Origin of the sequence: Streptomyces sp. NBC_00009 (assembly GCF_045040855.1) — a bacterium.
Classification (GTDB): domain Bacteria; phylum Actinomycetota; class Actinomycetes; order Streptomycetales; family Streptomycetaceae; genus Streptomyces; species Streptomyces aureus.
In genome coordinates this window covers 8,657,188-8,673,397 of the sequence record NZ_CP108312.1, presented here as the reverse complement: position 1 = coordinate 8,673,397, position 16,210 = coordinate 8,657,188, and the positions used below count along the sequence as shown (strand labels likewise).

12 protein-coding genes are annotated in these 16,210 nt (G+C 69.2%); 2 read left to right on the top strand and 10 right to left on the bottom strand.

The annotated features are described in order from the left end of the window. Nucleotide 1: 1 nt before the first annotated feature. The 10 genes from OHA58_RS39510 to OHA58_RS39465 form a co-directional block, all read right to left on the bottom strand. Entirely contained in the window at nucleotides 2-2,965 is a 2,964-nt protein-coding gene (locus tag OHA58_RS39510) for an aminotransferase (RefSeq protein WP_405475419.1), read from the bottom strand. A 52-nt stretch (nucleotides 2,966-3,017) separates the two neighbouring features. After that, a complete protein-coding gene (locus OHA58_RS39505) occupies nucleotides 3,018-3,458 on the bottom strand; it encodes an Lrp/AsnC family transcriptional regulator (RefSeq protein WP_405475422.1) in 441 nt (146 codons plus the stop codon). Nucleotides 3,459-4,141: 683 nt separating this feature from the next. Next, entirely contained in the window at nucleotides 4,142-5,197 is a 1,056-nt protein-coding gene (locus OHA58_RS39500; protein ID WP_405475425.1) for a non-reducing end alpha-L-arabinofuranosidase family hydrolase, read from the bottom strand. A gap of 5 nt (nucleotides 5,198-5,202) precedes the next feature. Further along, entirely contained in the window at nucleotides 5,203-6,285 is a 1,083-nt protein-coding gene (locus OHA58_RS39495) for an endo-1,4-beta-xylanase (protein WP_405475427.1), read from the bottom strand. A gap of 75 nt (nucleotides 6,286-6,360) precedes the next feature. Further along, nucleotides 6,361-8,583, bottom strand: coding sequence for a glycoside hydrolase family 3 N-terminal domain-containing protein (locus OHA58_RS39490; protein WP_405475430.1), 2,223 nt, complete (start codon nucleotides 8,581-8,583; stop codon nucleotides 6,361-6,363). A 57-nt stretch (nucleotides 8,584-8,640) separates the two neighbouring features. Then, on the bottom strand, nucleotides 8,641-9,405 hold the full coding sequence (locus tag OHA58_RS39485; RefSeq protein WP_405484671.1) for a carbohydrate ABC transporter permease: 765 nt from the start codon (nucleotides 9,403-9,405) through the stop codon (nucleotides 8,641-8,643). 98 nt (nucleotides 9,406-9,503) lie between these two features. After that, nucleotides 9,504-10,493, bottom strand: coding sequence for a carbohydrate ABC transporter permease (locus tag OHA58_RS39480; RefSeq protein WP_405475433.1), 990 nt, complete (start codon nucleotides 10,491-10,493; stop codon nucleotides 9,504-9,506). A gap of 15 nt (nucleotides 10,494-10,508) precedes the next feature. Further along, the gene (locus tag OHA58_RS39475; protein WP_405475435.1) at nucleotides 10,509-11,804 is read right to left on the bottom strand and encodes an extracellular solute-binding protein; all 1,296 of its coding nucleotides are present in this window, start codon (nucleotides 11,802-11,804) and stop codon (nucleotides 10,509-10,511) included. 125 nt (nucleotides 11,805-11,929) lie between these two features. Further along, complete coding sequence (locus OHA58_RS39470; protein ID WP_405475438.1) at nucleotides 11,930-13,015, bottom strand: LacI family DNA-binding transcriptional regulator; 1,086 nt, start codon at nucleotides 13,013-13,015, stop codon at nucleotides 11,930-11,932. 60 nt (nucleotides 13,016-13,075) lie between these two features. Further along, a complete protein-coding gene (locus OHA58_RS39465) occupies nucleotides 13,076-14,071 on the bottom strand; it encodes an acetylxylan esterase (RefSeq protein WP_405484673.1) in 996 nt (331 codons plus the stop codon). Nucleotides 14,072-14,295: 224 nt separating this feature from the next. On the opposite strand from OHA58_RS39465, the gene OHA58_RS39460 reads away from it, so the two are divergent. Next, on the top strand, nucleotides 14,296-15,267 hold the full coding sequence (locus tag OHA58_RS39460; protein ID WP_405484675.1) for an ABC transporter permease: 972 nt from the start codon (nucleotides 14,296-14,298) through the stop codon (nucleotides 15,265-15,267). Nucleotides 15,268-15,281: 14 nt separating this feature from the next. Continuing rightward, entirely contained in the window at nucleotides 15,282-16,154 is an 873-nt protein-coding gene (locus OHA58_RS39455) for a carbohydrate ABC transporter permease (RefSeq protein ID WP_405484677.1), read from the top strand. The last annotated feature ends 56 nt before the right edge of the window (nucleotides 16,155-16,210 follow it).

Below are 16,210 nucleotides of genomic sequence, written 5' to 3'. Positions count from 1 at the left end.
GTCAGCAGGTGTGGCCGTGGCCGAGTTGGGTGAGGGCCTGGTCGAGCATGTCGGCGAAGAAGTCGGCAGCGGTGGTGTCGATGCACAGCGGCGGCTTGATCTTGAGGATGTTGAGGTGGTCTCCGGTGGGCTGGACGATGACGCCGAGGTCGAGCATGCGGTCGCAGAGCTCGGCGGTCTCTTCGGTGGCCGGTTCCAGGGTGGTGCGGTCCCTGACGAGTTCGAGGCCGAGGTAGAGGCCCGAGCCGTGGACGGCGCCGATGATGCCGTAGCGGTCGGCCAGTGCCTCCATCCGGCGCTTCAGATGGCCGCCGACGCGGACCGCGTTGCCCTGGAGGTCCTCGTCGCGCAGGGTGTCCAGGACGGTGAGGCCGACGATGCTGGAGACCGGACTGCCGCCGGTGGAGGAGAAGAAGTAGCCCTGCTCGCGGTAGCGATCGGCGACCGTCTTGGAGGTGATGACGGCACCGAGGGGGTGCCCGTTGCCCATTGCCTTGGCCACACACACGATGTCGGGGATGACCTCCTGCTGTTCGAAGCCCCAGAACCAGTTCCCCAGGCGGCCGTAACCGACTTGGACCTCGTCGGCGACGGCGAGGCCGCCGTGACGGCGCACCGCGGCGTACACCTGCGCGAGGTAGCCGTCGGGAAGGGCGACTCCTCCGGCGTTGCCGTAGAAGGTCTCGCCGATGAACGCTCCTGCCGGGCGGCCCGCGGCGGCCAGCTCGTCGATGACCGCGGCGGCTTCGGGCCCGTAGCGCAAGGCGTCGGCGCCGCGGTGCCGACCGCGGTAGGAGTTGGGCGAGTCCACGGTGTGGACCCAGCTGGGGCGGGTGGCCAGGGCGTTCGGGTTGTCCTGGAGCGAGGTGGAGACCGCGTCGGAGGCGTACGTCCAGCCGTGGTATGCCTCGCGGAGTGCGACGACATCGTGCTGTCCGGAGGCGCCGATGGCCAGCCGGAGGCCCAGATCCACCGCCTCGGAACCGGAGTTGACCAGGAACACCGTGTCCAGAGGTTCGGGAAGGAGGCCGGCGAAGCGTTCGGTGAACTTCACCACCGAGGCGTAGTGGAACCGAGAGTTGGTGTTGAGCCGTCGCAGCTGCCGGGAGACCGCCCGCTCGACGCGGGGATGGGCGTGGCCCAAGGGGGTGACGTTGTTGACGATGTCGAGGTACGCGCGGCCGTCGGTGGACAAGAGATGATGGCGCCAACCACGCTCGATACGGGGAGGGTTGGCGTAGTAGTGCTCCTGCACGGTCGCGAACACGGCGTCGCGCCGGTCGAGCAGGTCCGTCCCCTCAGCGAGGCCGGTGGCCGCGAGGCCGAGGAGCGGTGCGGGGTCGGTGGTGAGCGGCAGCCAGCCTGAGGCGTACTCGGGACGTACCAGCGGAGGGACCGCGGGACCGGCAGCGGCACGCAGCGCGATGTGGATCGAGGCTCCAGAGGGGAGGTGCGCGATGTCCTCACCCGCCTGGACCGATGCGCCGACAGAGAGGAGAGGTCGAACCGTAGGCGGGAAGGACAGGGTCAGCACCCGTGAGCCGTGGGCGATCTCGACCTGGCCCCGGTCCGCCACGAGGACCTCCCCCGCAGCGGGAGCCTGTGCCACGGTGGCCTGACCGAGCCACAGGTCGATACCGGTGGGCACTGTGGCTGCGGAAATGGCTGACAGTGCCGGGGCCTGGGTGAGTCGCGCCTGGGCATACCGTGTGGCAACTGCGGCCGCGCCGTCCGCGAGCGCGGTGGTCACCAGCCGGGCTTCGGTGCCGGAGTCGATCCAGGCTCCGTCGTCCATGGCATCGGCGTCGGTGGACAGGTCGACGAGGACGATGTCGGCGGCGGCGAGGTCCCGGAGAAGCGGCTGCGGCGGTGAATCGGCCAGAGCGGGTACCCCGGCCAGGCCGGTCGCGTCCTTGACGAGGTGGATCATCACCGGAAGGGGCAGGCAGGTGGCCTGCTCGAATATGCGCCACTCGCGGTCGAGCGCCGCCTTGGCATAAGCGTTGTCCCCGTCGACGGCGGCCTGGTGGCGCCCGCTGGCGACCAGGCCGGCGGCGCGCAGGACCACGAGTGGCCACAACGCCTCCGCCTCCTCCGGGGAGAGCGGCCGGACGGTGTGGAAGGCGCGGATGGCCGGCAGTACGTGGTGGGGTTCGACCCCGTCGTGGTGGAGCATCGAGGAGAGCGACACGGCGAGTTCGCCGACCGCCCAGCTGGTGGTCACGTCACCGAAGTCGATGACGCCGTCCGGCATGGGGGGCCGACTGTCGGGCGTACGGATCAGATTGTCGTCGGTGAGGTCCAGGTGCACGGCCTGGGACGGCAGTACGTCGGCAACCTGCTGGACGCGTGCCCACGCTTGGGCGGTCGCGGCGCGGACGGCGGCGCGCCGCTCGGGCTCGCCGATGTGCCCGGCGAGCTTGGCGACGACGCGGTCGGCGTACCGCAGGTCCCATTGGAGTACACGATCGAGGCCCGGGTGCCGGAAGTCCCGCAGCGCGGTGCTGACTTTTCCGACGATCGTGCCCATGGCCGCCACGGTGCTGGCGGAGAGGTGCCGGGGTCCCGAGAACGTCCCGCCGGGCAGATGCCGCAGCAGTCTTGCGACGGCCGGCCCGCTCTCGGTGTCCACCGCCGTACGACGCGGGGAGCCGTCAGGACGCCGCAGGACGGTGGCGACGCGCAGTTCCGGGTGCGCCGAGGAGACCAGGTCGGCGGCAGCGTCCTGGGCTTCGATCTCCACAGCGCCGAAGGCGGGGTTGGCGATCTTCAGAACGGCCAGGTCCGCCCCGTTCCCGTCGCGCAGCAGGAAGTTGGCGTCCTGCTGGCTTCCCAGCGCTTGTGCGTGTGCGTCGAACCCAAGGTGCTGAGCAGCGATGCGCTCGGCGTCGGCCGGCGTCACCCGCGGTGCGGGAAGGGCGTCCTCGGTGAAGAAGTCGATGGTGCGGTGCTCGTCGTGCGACATGCGGAATTCCTCGGCTCGTACGGGCGGGCTGGGCTGGGACGCTCCGGTGCCCTCAGTCGACGTGCCACAGGAAACGGTGGGTATGGATCGCGAAGTAGGGGAAGTTCTCCACGGATGCGACACCCTCGACGGGCCGCACGACATCGTTGATGAAGTCCAGAAGATCCCGAGTCTGAGCGCACACGACCTCCGCGAACAGATCGAAGCCGCCGGACGTCAGGACCGTGTACACGACCTCCTCATGCCGGGACAGTTCATCGGCCACTGCCCGGGGATCGCCGTCGACACGCAGCCCCAGAAGCGCCATCGCCTGCTGGCCCATCGTCATCGGATCGGTCACCCCGACGACCTGGACGGCCTTGGCGTCGATCATTCGCTGCAGCCGGAGCCTCGCAGCCGAGGGCGACAATCCCACCTTCGGTCCCAGATCTGCATAGGGAATCCGGCCGTCGACCTGTAGCTCCCGCAGGATGGCCCGATCGATGTCGTCCATGAAGTACCTCTCACTCTTGCCTAAACAGCAGGCACTGCGCTTGTTTCAAGCACAATGTCCGATCGTAACGCTCGAATCAAGTCCGTAGGCGATCGAATTGCGCGTGTCGAGGACGCTGGACGCGCGAGAGCGCTCCAGGCCCGGGGAAGTCCCCGGCCGTGGCTGCATCCCGAGCCGGCAGCGGCGGGGCGTCGCGGGGTGACCCATTTCCTGGGCGCCCATGGAGATCACCAGGGCTTCCCGTGGGGCCCTGCCGTCTCAGCCGGTTTCACGCGCGACCGGAAACCCGAGGCCGCCAAGGCGAACTCCGGCGTCGGCGTCGCAAGCTGGCGGCTTCAAGCTGTCGGTGGGCGGCAGCTGAGGAATCGGCGCGAGACGAGCGGGGGCCGTGGCCAGGAGCAGCGAGGCGTCCTCCGGGGCGGCGGTAAGCGGACCGGCCGACAGCCGACCTCATGCCCTCCTGCCTGTCAAATATTCATCCGCACCCGGGGCGGGTCCGTACCTCAGGCATGAGTGAGCTTGTTCCGCTGTGACGGACACCATCGGTGTGGTGGTCAGGCCGCCAAAGCTGCCAGGTGAGGAAACCGAAGAGGCGCTCCAGCGGCTGCAACCGGACTCTGAAACGGCCCTGGGGGCACGGCGCCCGCTGGCGCCGCGCCCCCACCTGACCTAGTTCAGCCGTTTCAGCAGTTGCTGTTCGTCTGCGTCAACAGCCCCAGGCGATACGGCAGTTGGGAGTAGTCACCCGATGCCGACGGGTCGAGCCCCTGGTACAGGAAGCGCAGCCGGCACGGGTCGATCTCCATCGTCTGGTCGATGCCGTCGCGGACCATCTCGCCGTGGCTGATGTCCTTGGTCCAGGCGCCGCCGGGGAACGACACGTCGGTCGAGCGGGCGAAGGGGTTCGCCTCGGTGTCGGCCTGCGGTGTCCACTGTCCGTCCAGGCCGTGCGACGTCCACGAGCGGAAGTAGCGCCGCCCGTCGCTGCCGATGGCCTCGACCAGGAGCAGGTACTGGTCGGCCGTGCCCTTGATCTTGTAGACGTTGCTCGCCTCGAAGAGGTCGAACCGGTCGTCCTGGAGGACGATCTTCGTGTTGCCGAAGCCGTTCGGGAACTCCTTGACGGTGGTCTCGGACCGGTAGAGGTGACCGTTGTCGTCCGACGAGAAGAGGTAGCACTTCTCCTCGTCGCACACGGTCCAGAAGTCGACCCAATAGCCGTTGCCGATGTTGTCCTTGATGATCTGCGGCATGGAGTCCTGGAAGTTCTTCGGCGCGCTCCAGGACGTGGGGTCGTCGATGTCGGTCGTCGTCGAGTAGGAGGGCAGCCCCGTCTGGTAGACGAGGTACCACTTCTTCTGCGGCGCGAAGTAGAACGCCTGCGGTGCCGCCCGGTACCCCTTGCCGATCGCCGTGGTGTCGAGTGGGGTCTGGCGAGCCGCGCCCGCCTGCGACCAGTCGGTGAAGGTCGTCTGCACCAGGCTCCAGCCGCCGGAGGTGTCGGCTGTGGTGGCGAAGACGTGCCACTTCCCCTTGTAACGGACGACCGACGGGTCCTTGACCGAGACCACGGGGTGCGTGGCGTCGGGCTGCGGCGCGATCAGCGGGCCGCTGGACGACCAGGCGAAGGACTGCGTCAGGTCGTCGCCCTGAGCCGTGGCGGTGGGCGCCGCGCCGAGCGCGACGAGCAGCGCGCCCACGGCGGCGAGCACGGAGACGAGCGCTCCTCGCCCGCGCACGCCCGTCACTTCTTCCCCTTCGCGGCCACGAGCGCGTTCACGATCGCGTCGTACGCGGGCTTGTGCTGCAGGTTCTCGTCCCAGGGCAGCGCGGCGCCCTCGCCCTCGAAGACCGACGGGATCCATGAGTGCCGGTCGGAGTAGCCCCACACGGTGATGCCCACGCACCGCCGCACGGCAAGGCAGGCGCTGGTGGCCCGCCCGTAGAAGTCGGCCTGCTGGGCCAGCTTGGCCGCGTCCGCCGGGAGAACCATGCGGATGTCGAGCTCGGTGAGGGCGACGTCGAGGCCCAGGTCGGCGAAGCGCTGGATGTTCTGCTGCATCTGGTTCGGGAAGCCGTACTGCAGCGCGAGGTGCGCCTGCATCCCGAAGCCGTCGACCGGCACGCCGTCCGCCTTGAGCTGCTTGATCAGGGTGTAGTACGCGTCCGACTTCGCCCCGATCCCCTCGACGTTGTAGTCGTTCAGGTACAGCTTGACCTTGGGATCGGCGTCGTGGGCCCAGCGCAGGGCGTCGGCGATGTAGCCGGGGCCGAGCGTCTTGTAGAAGATGTTCTCCCGGTACGTGCCGTCCTCGTTCATGATCTCGTTGGCGACGTCCCAGGCGAAGACCTTGCCCTTGTAGTGCTGGACGACGTTCGTGATGTGGTTCTTGAGGATGGAGTTCAGTTCGTCGGCGGTCCAGGTGCCGTTCGTGAGCCAGCTCGGCAGCTGGTTGTGCCACAGGAGGGTGTGGCCTCGGACCTTGAGCCCCTTCGCGACGGCGTAGTCGACGATCTCGTCGCCGGCCGTGAAGTCGAAGACGCCGCGCTGGGGTTCGGTGGCGTACCACTTCATGCCGTTGCCGGGGGTGGTGGTGCCGAACTCGGTGCCGAGCAGATCGGCGTACTCGGTGTCGGCGAGTTCGGGGTTGTCGACGGCGGAGCCGAAGTAGCGGCCGGTCTGCTGGGCGAGGGAGTCGAGCGTGGCGGCCTTGTGCCGGTCGGCGTCGGCGTGGGCGGCCGGGGCGGCGAGGCCACCGAGGACCAGGGCCGCGCCGACGGCGAAAGCGGCGGTTCTCGTACGGGCGCGGCGTGCGGGTGTGCGCATGGTGATCTCCTCAACTGGGTTGCAGGGATGAACGGTTGTCTTTGCGCGGCACGTCGTACATGTGGTGCCGGCGCGTCACTTGACGCGCATCTCGCACCGCATCCGCCGCTCGTGCCCGACCTCCCGCTCCGCCCCCGTCAGGGTGAGCGGCACGGTGTGATGGACGCGTTCGCTGGACGCGGCGACGCGCAGTTCGAGGGCGCCCGGTTCGACGACGCGGCGGCCCTCGGCGCCGGTGTACGCGGCGAGGTCCGCCGGGAACGTGGCGTGGACCTCGGCCGACGCACCTGCGTCGAGCGTGACGCGGGCGTAGCCGACGAGCCGGACCTCGGGGCGGGCGACGGTGCCGACGGGGTCGTGGAGGTAGAGCTGGACGACCTCGGTGCCGGACCGCTCGCCGGTGTTGCGGACGGTGAGGCGGATGGACGTCTCGCCGTCGGTGGGCAGTTCGGGAGCCTCGCACTCGGGGGTGCCCCAGGTGAACTCCGTGTAGGACAGGCCGTGCCCGAACGGGAACAGGGGGGTGGGGTCCACGGTGCTGGGGAAGCCGTGGCGGCCGAGCGGCGGAGCGAGGTACGGGGCGGGCTGGCCGCCGGGGCTGCGGGGCACGGCGACGGGGAGCCGCCCGGACGGCTCGACCCGTCCGGACAGGACGCCCGCGACGGCGCCGCCGCCCTCCTGTCCGGGGAAGAACGCCTGGACGACCGCCGCGGCCCGGTCGGCCCAGCGGCCGAGCGCGTAGGGCCTGCCACTGAGTACGACGATGACGACCGGCGCACCGCAGGCCATCGCCTCGTCGAGCAACTCGGCCTGCCCATACGGCAGCTCCAGGTCCTCGGCGTCACATCCCTCGCCCGACGAGCCGCGCCCGAACAGGCCCGAGCGGTCCCCGACCACGGCCAGGCAGACATCGGCACCGGCCGGATCGTCGACGAACACGGCGCCCGGCAGCTCGGTGCGCAGCGCCTCGGCGAGCGTCGGCACCTCGACACCGGTCGGCAGGTCGGGATGGTGGACTCCGACGTGCCGGGGGAACGTGTAGCAGCCGAGCATGGCGGCCTGTTCGTGGGCGAGCGGACCGACGAGCGCGATGCGCAGCCCGTCGCTCAGCGGCAGCACCCGGGAGTCGTTGGCGAGCAGGACGACCGACTCCTGGGCGACCTTCTGTGCAAGCTCCCGCATGTGCGGGGGGTCGAGATCGACGGGCGCGTCGCCCGTGACGGGCTCCCAGTCGGGGTCGAGCAGCCCGAGTTCACACTTCTGCGTGAGGACGCGCAGCGCGGCCCGGTCGAGCAGTTCCTCGGGGAGCGGGTCCGCGGGGCTGAAGCAGCGGGCCGCGGGCAGCTCCACGTCGACGCCGGCGGCGAGGGCGAGCCGCGCCGCACTGCCCTCCCCGTGGGCGACCCGGTGCGCCTCCTCGAGGAGCGAGACGCCGTAGTAGTCCGAAACCACGGTTCCGGTGAACTCCCATTGTTCGCGCAGGAGTTGGGTGAGCAGTCCGGCATGGGCATGGGCGGGCAGGCCGTCGATGTCGTTGTAGGCGGGCATCACGGAGCGGGCGCCACCGTCGCGCAGCGCCATCTCGAACGGCGGCAGGATCACGTCGGCGAGCTCGCGCGGGCCGATCGAGGCGGGCGCGTGGTTGCGGGCGGCGCGCGAGGCGGAGTACCCGGCGAAGTGCTTGAGGGTGGCGACGATCCCGGCGGCCTCCAGGCCGCGCACGTACGCGGTGCCGATGGTGCCGACCAGGTACGGGTCCTCGCCGATGGCCTCCTCGGTGCGGCCCCAGCGTGGGTCCCGTACGACGTCCAGGACCGGGGCGAGCCCCTGGTGGATGCCGACCGCGCGCATCGACGTACCGATGGCCTGCGCCATCTCCGTCACCAGCGCGGGGTCGAAGGTGGCGCCCCAGGCCAGCGGGGTCGGGAAGACGGTGGCCTGCCAGGCGGTGAAGCCGGTCAGGCACTCCTCGTGGGCGAGCGCGGGCAGAGCGAACCGGTTGCCGGCGCGGACAGTGCGTTGCAGTTCGGCGAGGCGGGCCGTGCCGTCGGCGGGTTCGACGGGAACGGTGCCGAAGGGGCGGGTGAGCTGGCCGAGCCCGTACGGAAGGAGCGCGTCGAGGGCCGCACTGCGGGCCGCGTAGGTGTGCTGGCCGGGGGCGACATCGGTGCCGTCGGTGTCCGCGCCGACCCATACGCTGGAGAGCTGGGCGGTCTTCTCCTCGGTGGTCATGCGGGCGAGCAGGTCCGCCGCCCGGACGTGGGCGGGCAGGGTGGTGTCCTGCCAGGGCTTGGCCATGGAACTCCTCAAGTGCGTTGCGTGCAGGTGGTGTCGGCGATGCCGGGCGGGGCGGTGTCAGCCTTTGGTCGCGCCCATAGTGATGCCGCCGATCAGCTGCCGTTCGGCGACCGCGTAGAAGCCGAGCGCAGGGATCATGGACAGCACGAGATAGGCGAAGACGCGGGCCACGTCGGTCGAGTACTGGCCCTGGAACTGCTGGACACCGACCGGGATCGTCCACCAGGTGGGTTCACTGAAGACGAGCAGCGGCAACAGGAAGTTGTTCCAACTCCCCACCACGGCAAGGACGGAGACGGTTCCGAGGGCGGGCCGCGCCATGGGCAGCAGGATGCGCCAGAAGAAGCCGAACGGGGAGCACCCGTCGAGCGTGGCCGCCTCCTCCAGCTCGCCGGGGATCTCCCGGAAGAAGCCGCGCAGGACGACGATGGTCATGGGCAGCCCGAACGCGGCCTGCGGCAGGATCACGCCCCACGGATTGTCGAGCAGCCCGAAGGTGCGCAGCAGCACGAACAGCGGCAGGATCGCCACGGCGAACGGGAACATCAGGCCGATGGTGAAGAGAGTGAACAGCAACTCCCTTCCCTTGAAGGCGAATCGGGCGAGGGCGAACGCGGCGAGGGCGGCCGCGCCCACGGTGAGGACCGTGGTGCCGACGGCGATGAGGGTGGAGGAGCCGATGGCCCGCCAGAAGACGCTGTCGCCGAGGATGCCGGTGTAGTTGGACACCACCCAGGGGGACGGCAGTCCGAAGCTGTTCCTTGAGAGCTGGTCGGTGGATTTGAAGCCGGAGATCAGCGCGTACAGCAGCGGCGTCACCATGACGACGCCGACCACCCACGCGGTCACGTACAGGGGGAAGGAGCGCAGTCGGCGCCGACGGGCCGCGCCGCGTGCGGTCAGGGTTCGGGCCGGCGCGCTCAACGGGTCGCTCGCATGTTGGTGAGGGCTCCTTCGGTGTCACGGCGCAGTACGAACCGCTGGTAGACGAGGGCGAAGAAGAGGCTGATGAGGAACATCGCGATGCTGATCGCGCTGGCGTAGCCGACCTGGTAGCGCTTGAACCCGAACTGGAACATGGTGACGGCCATCGTCTCGGAGTGGTGGTCGGGGCCGCCCTGGGTCACCACCCACACCAGGTCGAAGAGCTGGATGGCGCCGATCACGGACAGGAAGACGGTCATCCGGATCGTGGGCCCGAGCAGCGGCAGCGTGATGTGGCGGAACCGTTGCCATGCGCCTGCGCCGTCGAGGCGGGCGGCCTCGTGGAGTTCGGCGGGGATGCCCTGGAGCCCGGCCAGGTAGAGCATCATGTGGAAGCCGAAGTACTTCCAGGTCATGACCAGGAAGAGCGTCGGCAGGACGCTGCTCTGTCCGGCGAACCAGAGGCCGCCGGTACCGTCGAGGCCGATCGCTCCGAGCGCCTTGTCCGCGAGCCCCTGGTCCGGCTGGAAGATCATGGAGAACAGGACGCCGGTGATGACCTCGGACAGGACGTACGGAGCGAAGAAGAGCATCCGGTAGAAGGCCCGCCCGCGCAGCTTCTGGTTCAGGAGCACGGCCATGGCGAGAGCGAAAGGCAGTTGCAGGACGAGCGACAGGCCGACGAGCACGGCGCCGCGCGACAGGTCGCCGAGGAAGACCGGGTCGTCGAGGAGGCGGGTGAAGTTGTCGAGGCCCACGAAGTCCGAGGGCGACCCGATCCCTCCCCAGTTGAAGAAGCTGACGTAGAGCGCGTACAGGATCGGTGTGAGGACGAGCAGGCAGAACAGGACGAGGGCCGGCACGGTGAAGCCGAAGGGTGTCAGCCAGTCCCGTAGCCGCCTCATCGGCGGGCGCCGGTCGGTACTGACGCCGCTCGGCTCCTTGGCGACGTCCTGGCGGACGTCGCGCGTCTGGATGGAAGTCATCGAAGAGGTCCTGGGCTACTGGCTCTTGGCGACCTGGGTGATGGAACGCGTCACTTGTTCCGGGGACTTCGAGCCTGCGATCAGCGCGGCCACCGAGTCGTTGATCTCCTGGCCGACGGCCGGCGGGTAGGCCTGGTCGAGATAGAGCTGGAAGCCGGTGGAGGCGTTCAGCATGTCGGAGACCGCCTTGAGATGGGGGTCGGTGAGGGCGTCCATGGAGCCCTTGTTGATCGGGATCAGGACTCCCGCCTTGACGAGCTTGCTGTCCGACTCGGCGCTCATGAAGAACTTCAGGAAGTCGATGCTCTCCTTGGGCGCGCCCTTGCGCAGGGCGTAGCCGCCACCGCCGCCGAAGACGTCGGTGCCCTTGCCCTTGCCGCCCTCGACCGACGGGAACGGGAAGAAGTCGAGGCCGTCGCCGAGCCCCTTGCCCTCGGCCGCCTGAACGGTGGGCGCCCACTGCCCCATCAGCTCCATCGCCGCTTTTCCGTTGCCCATCTGGGCGGCCTCGCCCGTGGGGCCCGAGAAGGCGGCGCCGAGGAAGCCCTTCTGGAACGGCTGGAGAGCGACGAGTTCCTTGACGTGCTCGCCCGCCTTGACGAAGTCGTCGCCGGTGAAGTCCTTGGCCTCGCCGGCCTTCTGCATCCCGTCGACGCCCGCGATGCGCATCGCGAGGTAGGCCCAGTAGTACATGCCGGGCCACTTCTCCTTGCCGGCGAGGGCGATCGGGGTGATGCCGGCCGACTTCAGCTTCTTGACCGTGTCGAGGAAGGCGGACCAGGTCGTGGGCGGGGCGGCGATACCGGCCTTCTTGAACAGCGCCTTGTTGTACCAGAAGCCCACGCCGCCGATGTCGATCGGCACCGCGTACAGCTTCCCGTCGAACTGGTAGGCCTCCTTGGAGACGGGCACCAGGTCGTCGATCCACGGCTTGACGGAATCCGTGAGGTCCTCGACGAGGCCGGCGTCCACCTGTTGCTTGAGCACACCCCCGCCCCAGGTGTGGAACAGGTCCGGCAGCTTGCTGGAGCTGGTCAGGGCGGTCAGCTTCGACTTGAACGCCTCGTTCTCCAGCGTCACCAGCTTGATCCGCACGTCGGGGTGGGCCTTCTCGTACGCCTTGGCCTGCTCCGCCCACAGTCGCTTGGACGGCTGGGTCGTCTGGATGTTCCACCACTCGACGACGGTGCGGCCCTGGCTGTCGGTGGACCCGGAGTCGGAGTCCCCGCAGGACGAGAGCACCACGGTCCCCAGACCGGCGACAGTGACGGTGCCGAGGAAACGTCGGCGGGAGAAATCTGAGGCTGACATGGCACGCCTTCCGGAAGAGATCCGAAAACTATCGGGAGATGGCCACGGAAGTTACGGACGTGCGACGGGGGTGTCAACGGCCTTGACAAAAAAAGCCGTTGACACCCCCGGAGCGGTGTCTTCCGTTATGCCTCGCGCGGCGCTCCCGTACTGGCCCTGACCACGAGCTCCGTCGCCAGCTCGATGCGTGGCGACGGGGGCGCGACGTCGCGCGCGAGATCCAGGACGGCGCGGGCCGCCAACTTGCCCATATCCGAAAGGGGTTGGCGCACCGTGGTAAGCGGCGGCGCGCTCCAGCGCACCTCCGGCAGGTCGTCGAAGCCGACGACGCTCATGTCCTCGGGCACCCGCAGACCGCTCCGGCGCAGCGCCTCGATCGCGCCCAACGCCATCTGGTCACTGGCGGCGAAGACGGCGGTGGGCGGGTCCGCGAGATCCAGCAGCCGGTTGCAGCCAGTGAATCCGGACTCGTGGTAGAAGTCCCCGGGCACGATCAGCTCGTCCTCGACCGGCACCCCCGCCACGTCCAGGGCCGCCCGGTAGCCGTCGAGCCTGGCCCGGGAGCACAGCAGCCGGGGTGGGCCCTCGATGAAACCGATCCGCCGGTGACCGAGGCCCAGTAGATGCTCGGTCGCGGCCATCCCGCCGGCCCAGTTGGTGGCACCCACCGTCGGCGCCTCGGTGGCGGGCGAGCCGGCCGGGTCGATCACCACCAACGGCACGCCCAGGCGGCGCAGTTCGTCGTGGAGGCCGGGTTCGAGGACGGACGTCACAAGGATCACGCCGTCGGAGGCGCGGGCCCGCAGATTGGTCATCCACTGCCGCGCGGCCCCCGCCCGGTCATGGTTCGCAGAGACCACCGTGCCCACACCTGCCTCGTGCGCCACCTCCTCGACACCGCGGATGATCTCCACGGCCCAGGGGCTGTCGAGGTCGTTGAAGACCAGGTCGAGCAGGGCCGCCCGCTCCGCCGTCGCGGCCGGCCGGCGCTGGTAGCCGTGCCGGTGCAGCAGATCCTCGACCCGGGCCCGGGTGGCGGGCGAGACGTCGGAGCGCCCGTTGACGACCCGCGAGACGGTGGGCACGGACACCCCTGCCTCCCGCGCGATCTCGGTGATCGTCACCTTGGCCGGCCCGTCCGGGCTCCGCGTGGCGGCCTTGCGCTGAGCGCCTTCCCCGGCCACGTTCCCCACCTCCGTCAACCTGTACATCCGGAAGATCTCCGTGTGCTTTCCGGAAAACCGTAGGACATGCCCCCGGCCTGCCGCCCGTCAAGCCCCACCCTCCACGATCCCGCGCAGCCAGGCGAGTTGGCGCCGCACATGGGCAGCTTCGCCCCCTTCATGCCCGTTGTACGGATATGCGTGGATCTCCCGCACAGGGTCGCTCCCGGTCAGCTCGCCGTACCGGTGGTACGCCGCGTACGCACCGCTCGGCGGGCACACCGTGTCGCGCAGGCCGACTCCGAAGTGGGCCGGGGCGTGGGCGCGGCGCGCGAACGAGGCGCCCTCCAGATAGGACAGCGTCCGGTACGCGGCCGTCTCCGCGCCCCGGTGCACGGCGAGGTACGCGGCGATCTCCCCGTAGGGCCCGTCGTCCGTCAGATCGATGGCCCGCCGGATGCCGCACAGCAGCGGCGCCGTGACCAGGGCCGCCACGAGATCCGGGACGAGTCCGGCGACGGCAAGGGCCACTCCCCCGCCCTGGCTGTTGCCGACGGCAGCGATGCGCGAGGGGTCGACGCCGGGCAGGGCGCGCAGCACGGTGACCGCGCGGACGGCGTCGGTGATCAGGCGCCGGTAGTGGTGGTCGTGCGGGTCGAGCAGCCCGCGCACGGCCGGTCCCGGGCCGCCGGGGGCGTGCGCGTGCGGGTCGGGGGTGGCGCCGCCGTTGCCGTACTGGTCGCCCTGGCCGCGGTTGTCCATGAGCAGATGCGCGTATCCGGCGTTCGCCCAGGTGAGGCGCTCGTGCGGGAGGCCGCGGCCGCGCCCGTACCCGGCGAACTCCACGACGCCGGGCAGGAGTCGGGGGACCCCGGCGGGCCGCGTGTACCAGGCGCGGACGCGGTCACCGGAGAAGCCGCGGAAGGTCACGTCCCAGCTCTCGACAAGGCTGAGGCCGTTGTCGACGGGCCGGGCCAGGACGATCGGTTCAAGTGGCTCATCGGACTTGAGCGTGGCCTGCCAGAAGGCGTCGAAGTCGGCAGGTTCTTCGAGGTCCGGCCGATAGCGCTCCAGCTGGTCAAGGGGCAGGTCGAAGGCGGGCACAGACACCTCACAGCGGGTCGTGGGGCCAACTCCCGTTACGGCAACACCCATTGACAGGGCTCGGGAGCGGATCTAGGTTGCGGCGACGTTACCGGAAGATTCCCGAAAGTTCTCGGTCGCGCCTTCCCCTTCCCGTGAGCCGCTCCGTGCGCCCGCCGACGTATCCGCGCATGCCCGACCTCGCGCAGCCGTGTGACGAAAGGCCCTGCATGACAACCTCCGCCATGACGGGCAGCCCGCCCCGTACCGATCCGACCCAGGACCCGCCGCCGCCCCGCAAAGCACCGTCGGGCAAGCGCCCCTGGCGCCAAGCGCTGCGCCGGGACTGGCAGTTGTACTCCCTGGCCGTCCTGCCGATCCTGTTCTTCCTGGTGTTCCGATATCTGCCGATGATCGGCAACGTGATCGCCTTCCGCCGCTTCGAGCCGGGCGGATCGATCCTCGGCGAGGACTGGGTGGGCCTGCGCTACGTGGACATGTTCCTCAGGGACCCCGCCTTCTGGCAGGTCTTCCGGAACACGCTCTGGATGGGCCTGCTGACGCTCGTGTTCTGCTTCCCGGTGCCGATCGTCCTGGCGCTGCTGCTCAACGAGGTCCGGCGCACCGCACTGCAACGCTTCGTGCAGTCGGTGTCGTATCTCCCGCACTTCCTGTCGGTCGTGATCACCGCGGGCATCACGATGCAGATGCTGGCCACGGACGGCCCGGTCAACCACGCCCTCTCGACGTTCGGCCACGACCCGATCCGGTTCATCCAGGAACCCGAGTGGTTCCGGACGATCTACGTCGGCTCCGAGGTCTGGCAGACGGCCGGCTGGGGCACGATCCTCTATCTCGCCGCGCTCAGCACCATCGACGACGACCTGTACGAGGCGGCCCGTATCGACGGCGCGAACCGCTGGCAGCAGACCTGGCACGTCACCCTGCCCGGCATCCGCCCGACCATGATGACGCTGCTCATCCTGAACATCGGCACGTTCATGGCGGTCGGCTTCGAGAAGATCATGCTGCTCTACAACCCGCTGACGTACCCGACGGCCGACGTCATCTCGACGTACCTCTACCGCACGGGCATCGAGTCGAACTCCTTCAGCTACGCCGCCGCGATCGGCCTGTTCGAGGCGGTCATCGGCCTCGTACTGATCACGTCCGCGAACCAGATGTCACGCAAGACCGTGGGGACGAGCCTGTGGTGAACACACGCATCTCGGTGAACCGGCCGACCCGCGGCCACCGCGTCTTCCAGGGCGTCAACGGCGCCGTCCTGACCCTGGTCGTGGTGGTGACGCTCTACCCGTTCGTCAACATCATCGCCCGCTCGTTCAGCGGGGAGCGGCAGATCAGGGCGGGCGAGGTGACGCTGTGGCCCCAGGGCTTCAACCTCACCACGTACAAGATTGTCTTCGGCGACGGCACGTTCTGGCGCTCGTACGGGAACACCGTCCTGTACACGGTGGTCGCCACCGTCGTCGCGATGACCCTCACCACGATCTACGCCTACGTCCTGTCGAAGAAGGATCTGCGCGGGCGCGGGATGCTCATCGGGATCGCCGTGTTCACGATGTTCTTCTCCGGCGGCCTGATCCCCAACTACGTCCTGATCACCAGCCTGGGCCTGAAGAACTCGCTCTGGGCGATCGCCCTGCCGAACGCGATCAGTGTCTTCAACCTCCTCGTGATGAAGGCGTTCTTCGAGAACATGCCGAGCGAGCTGGAGGAGGCCGCGCAGATCGACGGCCTGAGCACATACGGGATTCTGTGGAAGGTCGTGCTGCCGCTGTCGAAGGCTGTCATCGCGACGATGGCGCTCTTCTACACCGTGTCGTTCTGGAACTCCTGGTTCTCGGCGTTCCTGTACATGGACCGCACCGAACTGATGCCGGCCACGGTCTATCTGCGCAACCTGATCGCGGGCGCCACGACGGGCGGCAACGCCGGCGCCGGGACGGACCAGCTCTCGCAGGCCGCCGCGAACATCCAGTCGGTGACCATCGTGCTCACGGCGCTGCCGATCCTCGCCGTCTACCCGTTCGTGCAGCGGTACTTCGTCTCGGGCGTGATGCTCGGCGCGGTCAATGGCTGAGACCCCGGCGCACCCCCTCCTCCACCTCACCTGACGTACGTATCAAGGGAGTTCAC

What these genes read in the sequence shown, in the direction of transcription:
- OHA58_RS39485 (WP_405484671.1), bottom strand. Translation starts at nt 9,405, where the DNA reads ATGGTGACGCCGCTGCTGTACGCGCTGATCTCCGGCTTCAAATCCACC.
- OHA58_RS39505 (WP_405475422.1), bottom strand. Translation starts at nt 3,458, where the DNA reads ATGGACGACATCGATCGGGCCATCCTGCGGGAGCTACAGGTCGACGGC.
- OHA58_RS39495 (WP_405475427.1), bottom strand. Translation starts at nt 6,285, where the DNA reads ATGCGCACACCCGCACGCCGCGCCCGTACGAGAACCGCCGCTTTCGCC.
- OHA58_RS39490 (WP_405475430.1), bottom strand. Translation starts at nt 8,583, where the DNA reads ATGGCCAAGCCCTGGCAGGACACCACCCTGCCCGCCCACGTCCGGGCG.
- OHA58_RS39510 (WP_405475419.1), bottom strand. Translation starts at nt 2,965, where the DNA reads ATGTCGCACGACGAGCACCGCACCATCGACTTCTTCACCGAGGACGCC.
- OHA58_RS39480 (WP_405475433.1), bottom strand. Translation starts at nt 10,493, where the DNA reads ATGACTTCCATCCAGACGCGCGACGTCCGCCAGGACGTCGCCAAGGAG.
- OHA58_RS39470 (WP_405475438.1), bottom strand. Translation starts at nt 13,015, where the DNA reads ATGTACAGGTTGACGGAGGTGGGGAACGTGGCCGGGGAAGGCGCTCAG.
- OHA58_RS39460 (WP_405484675.1), top strand. Translation starts at nt 14,296, where the DNA reads ATGACGGGCAGCCCGCCCCGTACCGATCCGACCCAGGACCCGCCGCCG.
- OHA58_RS39475 (WP_405475435.1), bottom strand. Translation starts at nt 11,804, where the DNA reads ATGTCAGCCTCAGATTTCTCCCGCCGACGTTTCCTCGGCACCGTCACT.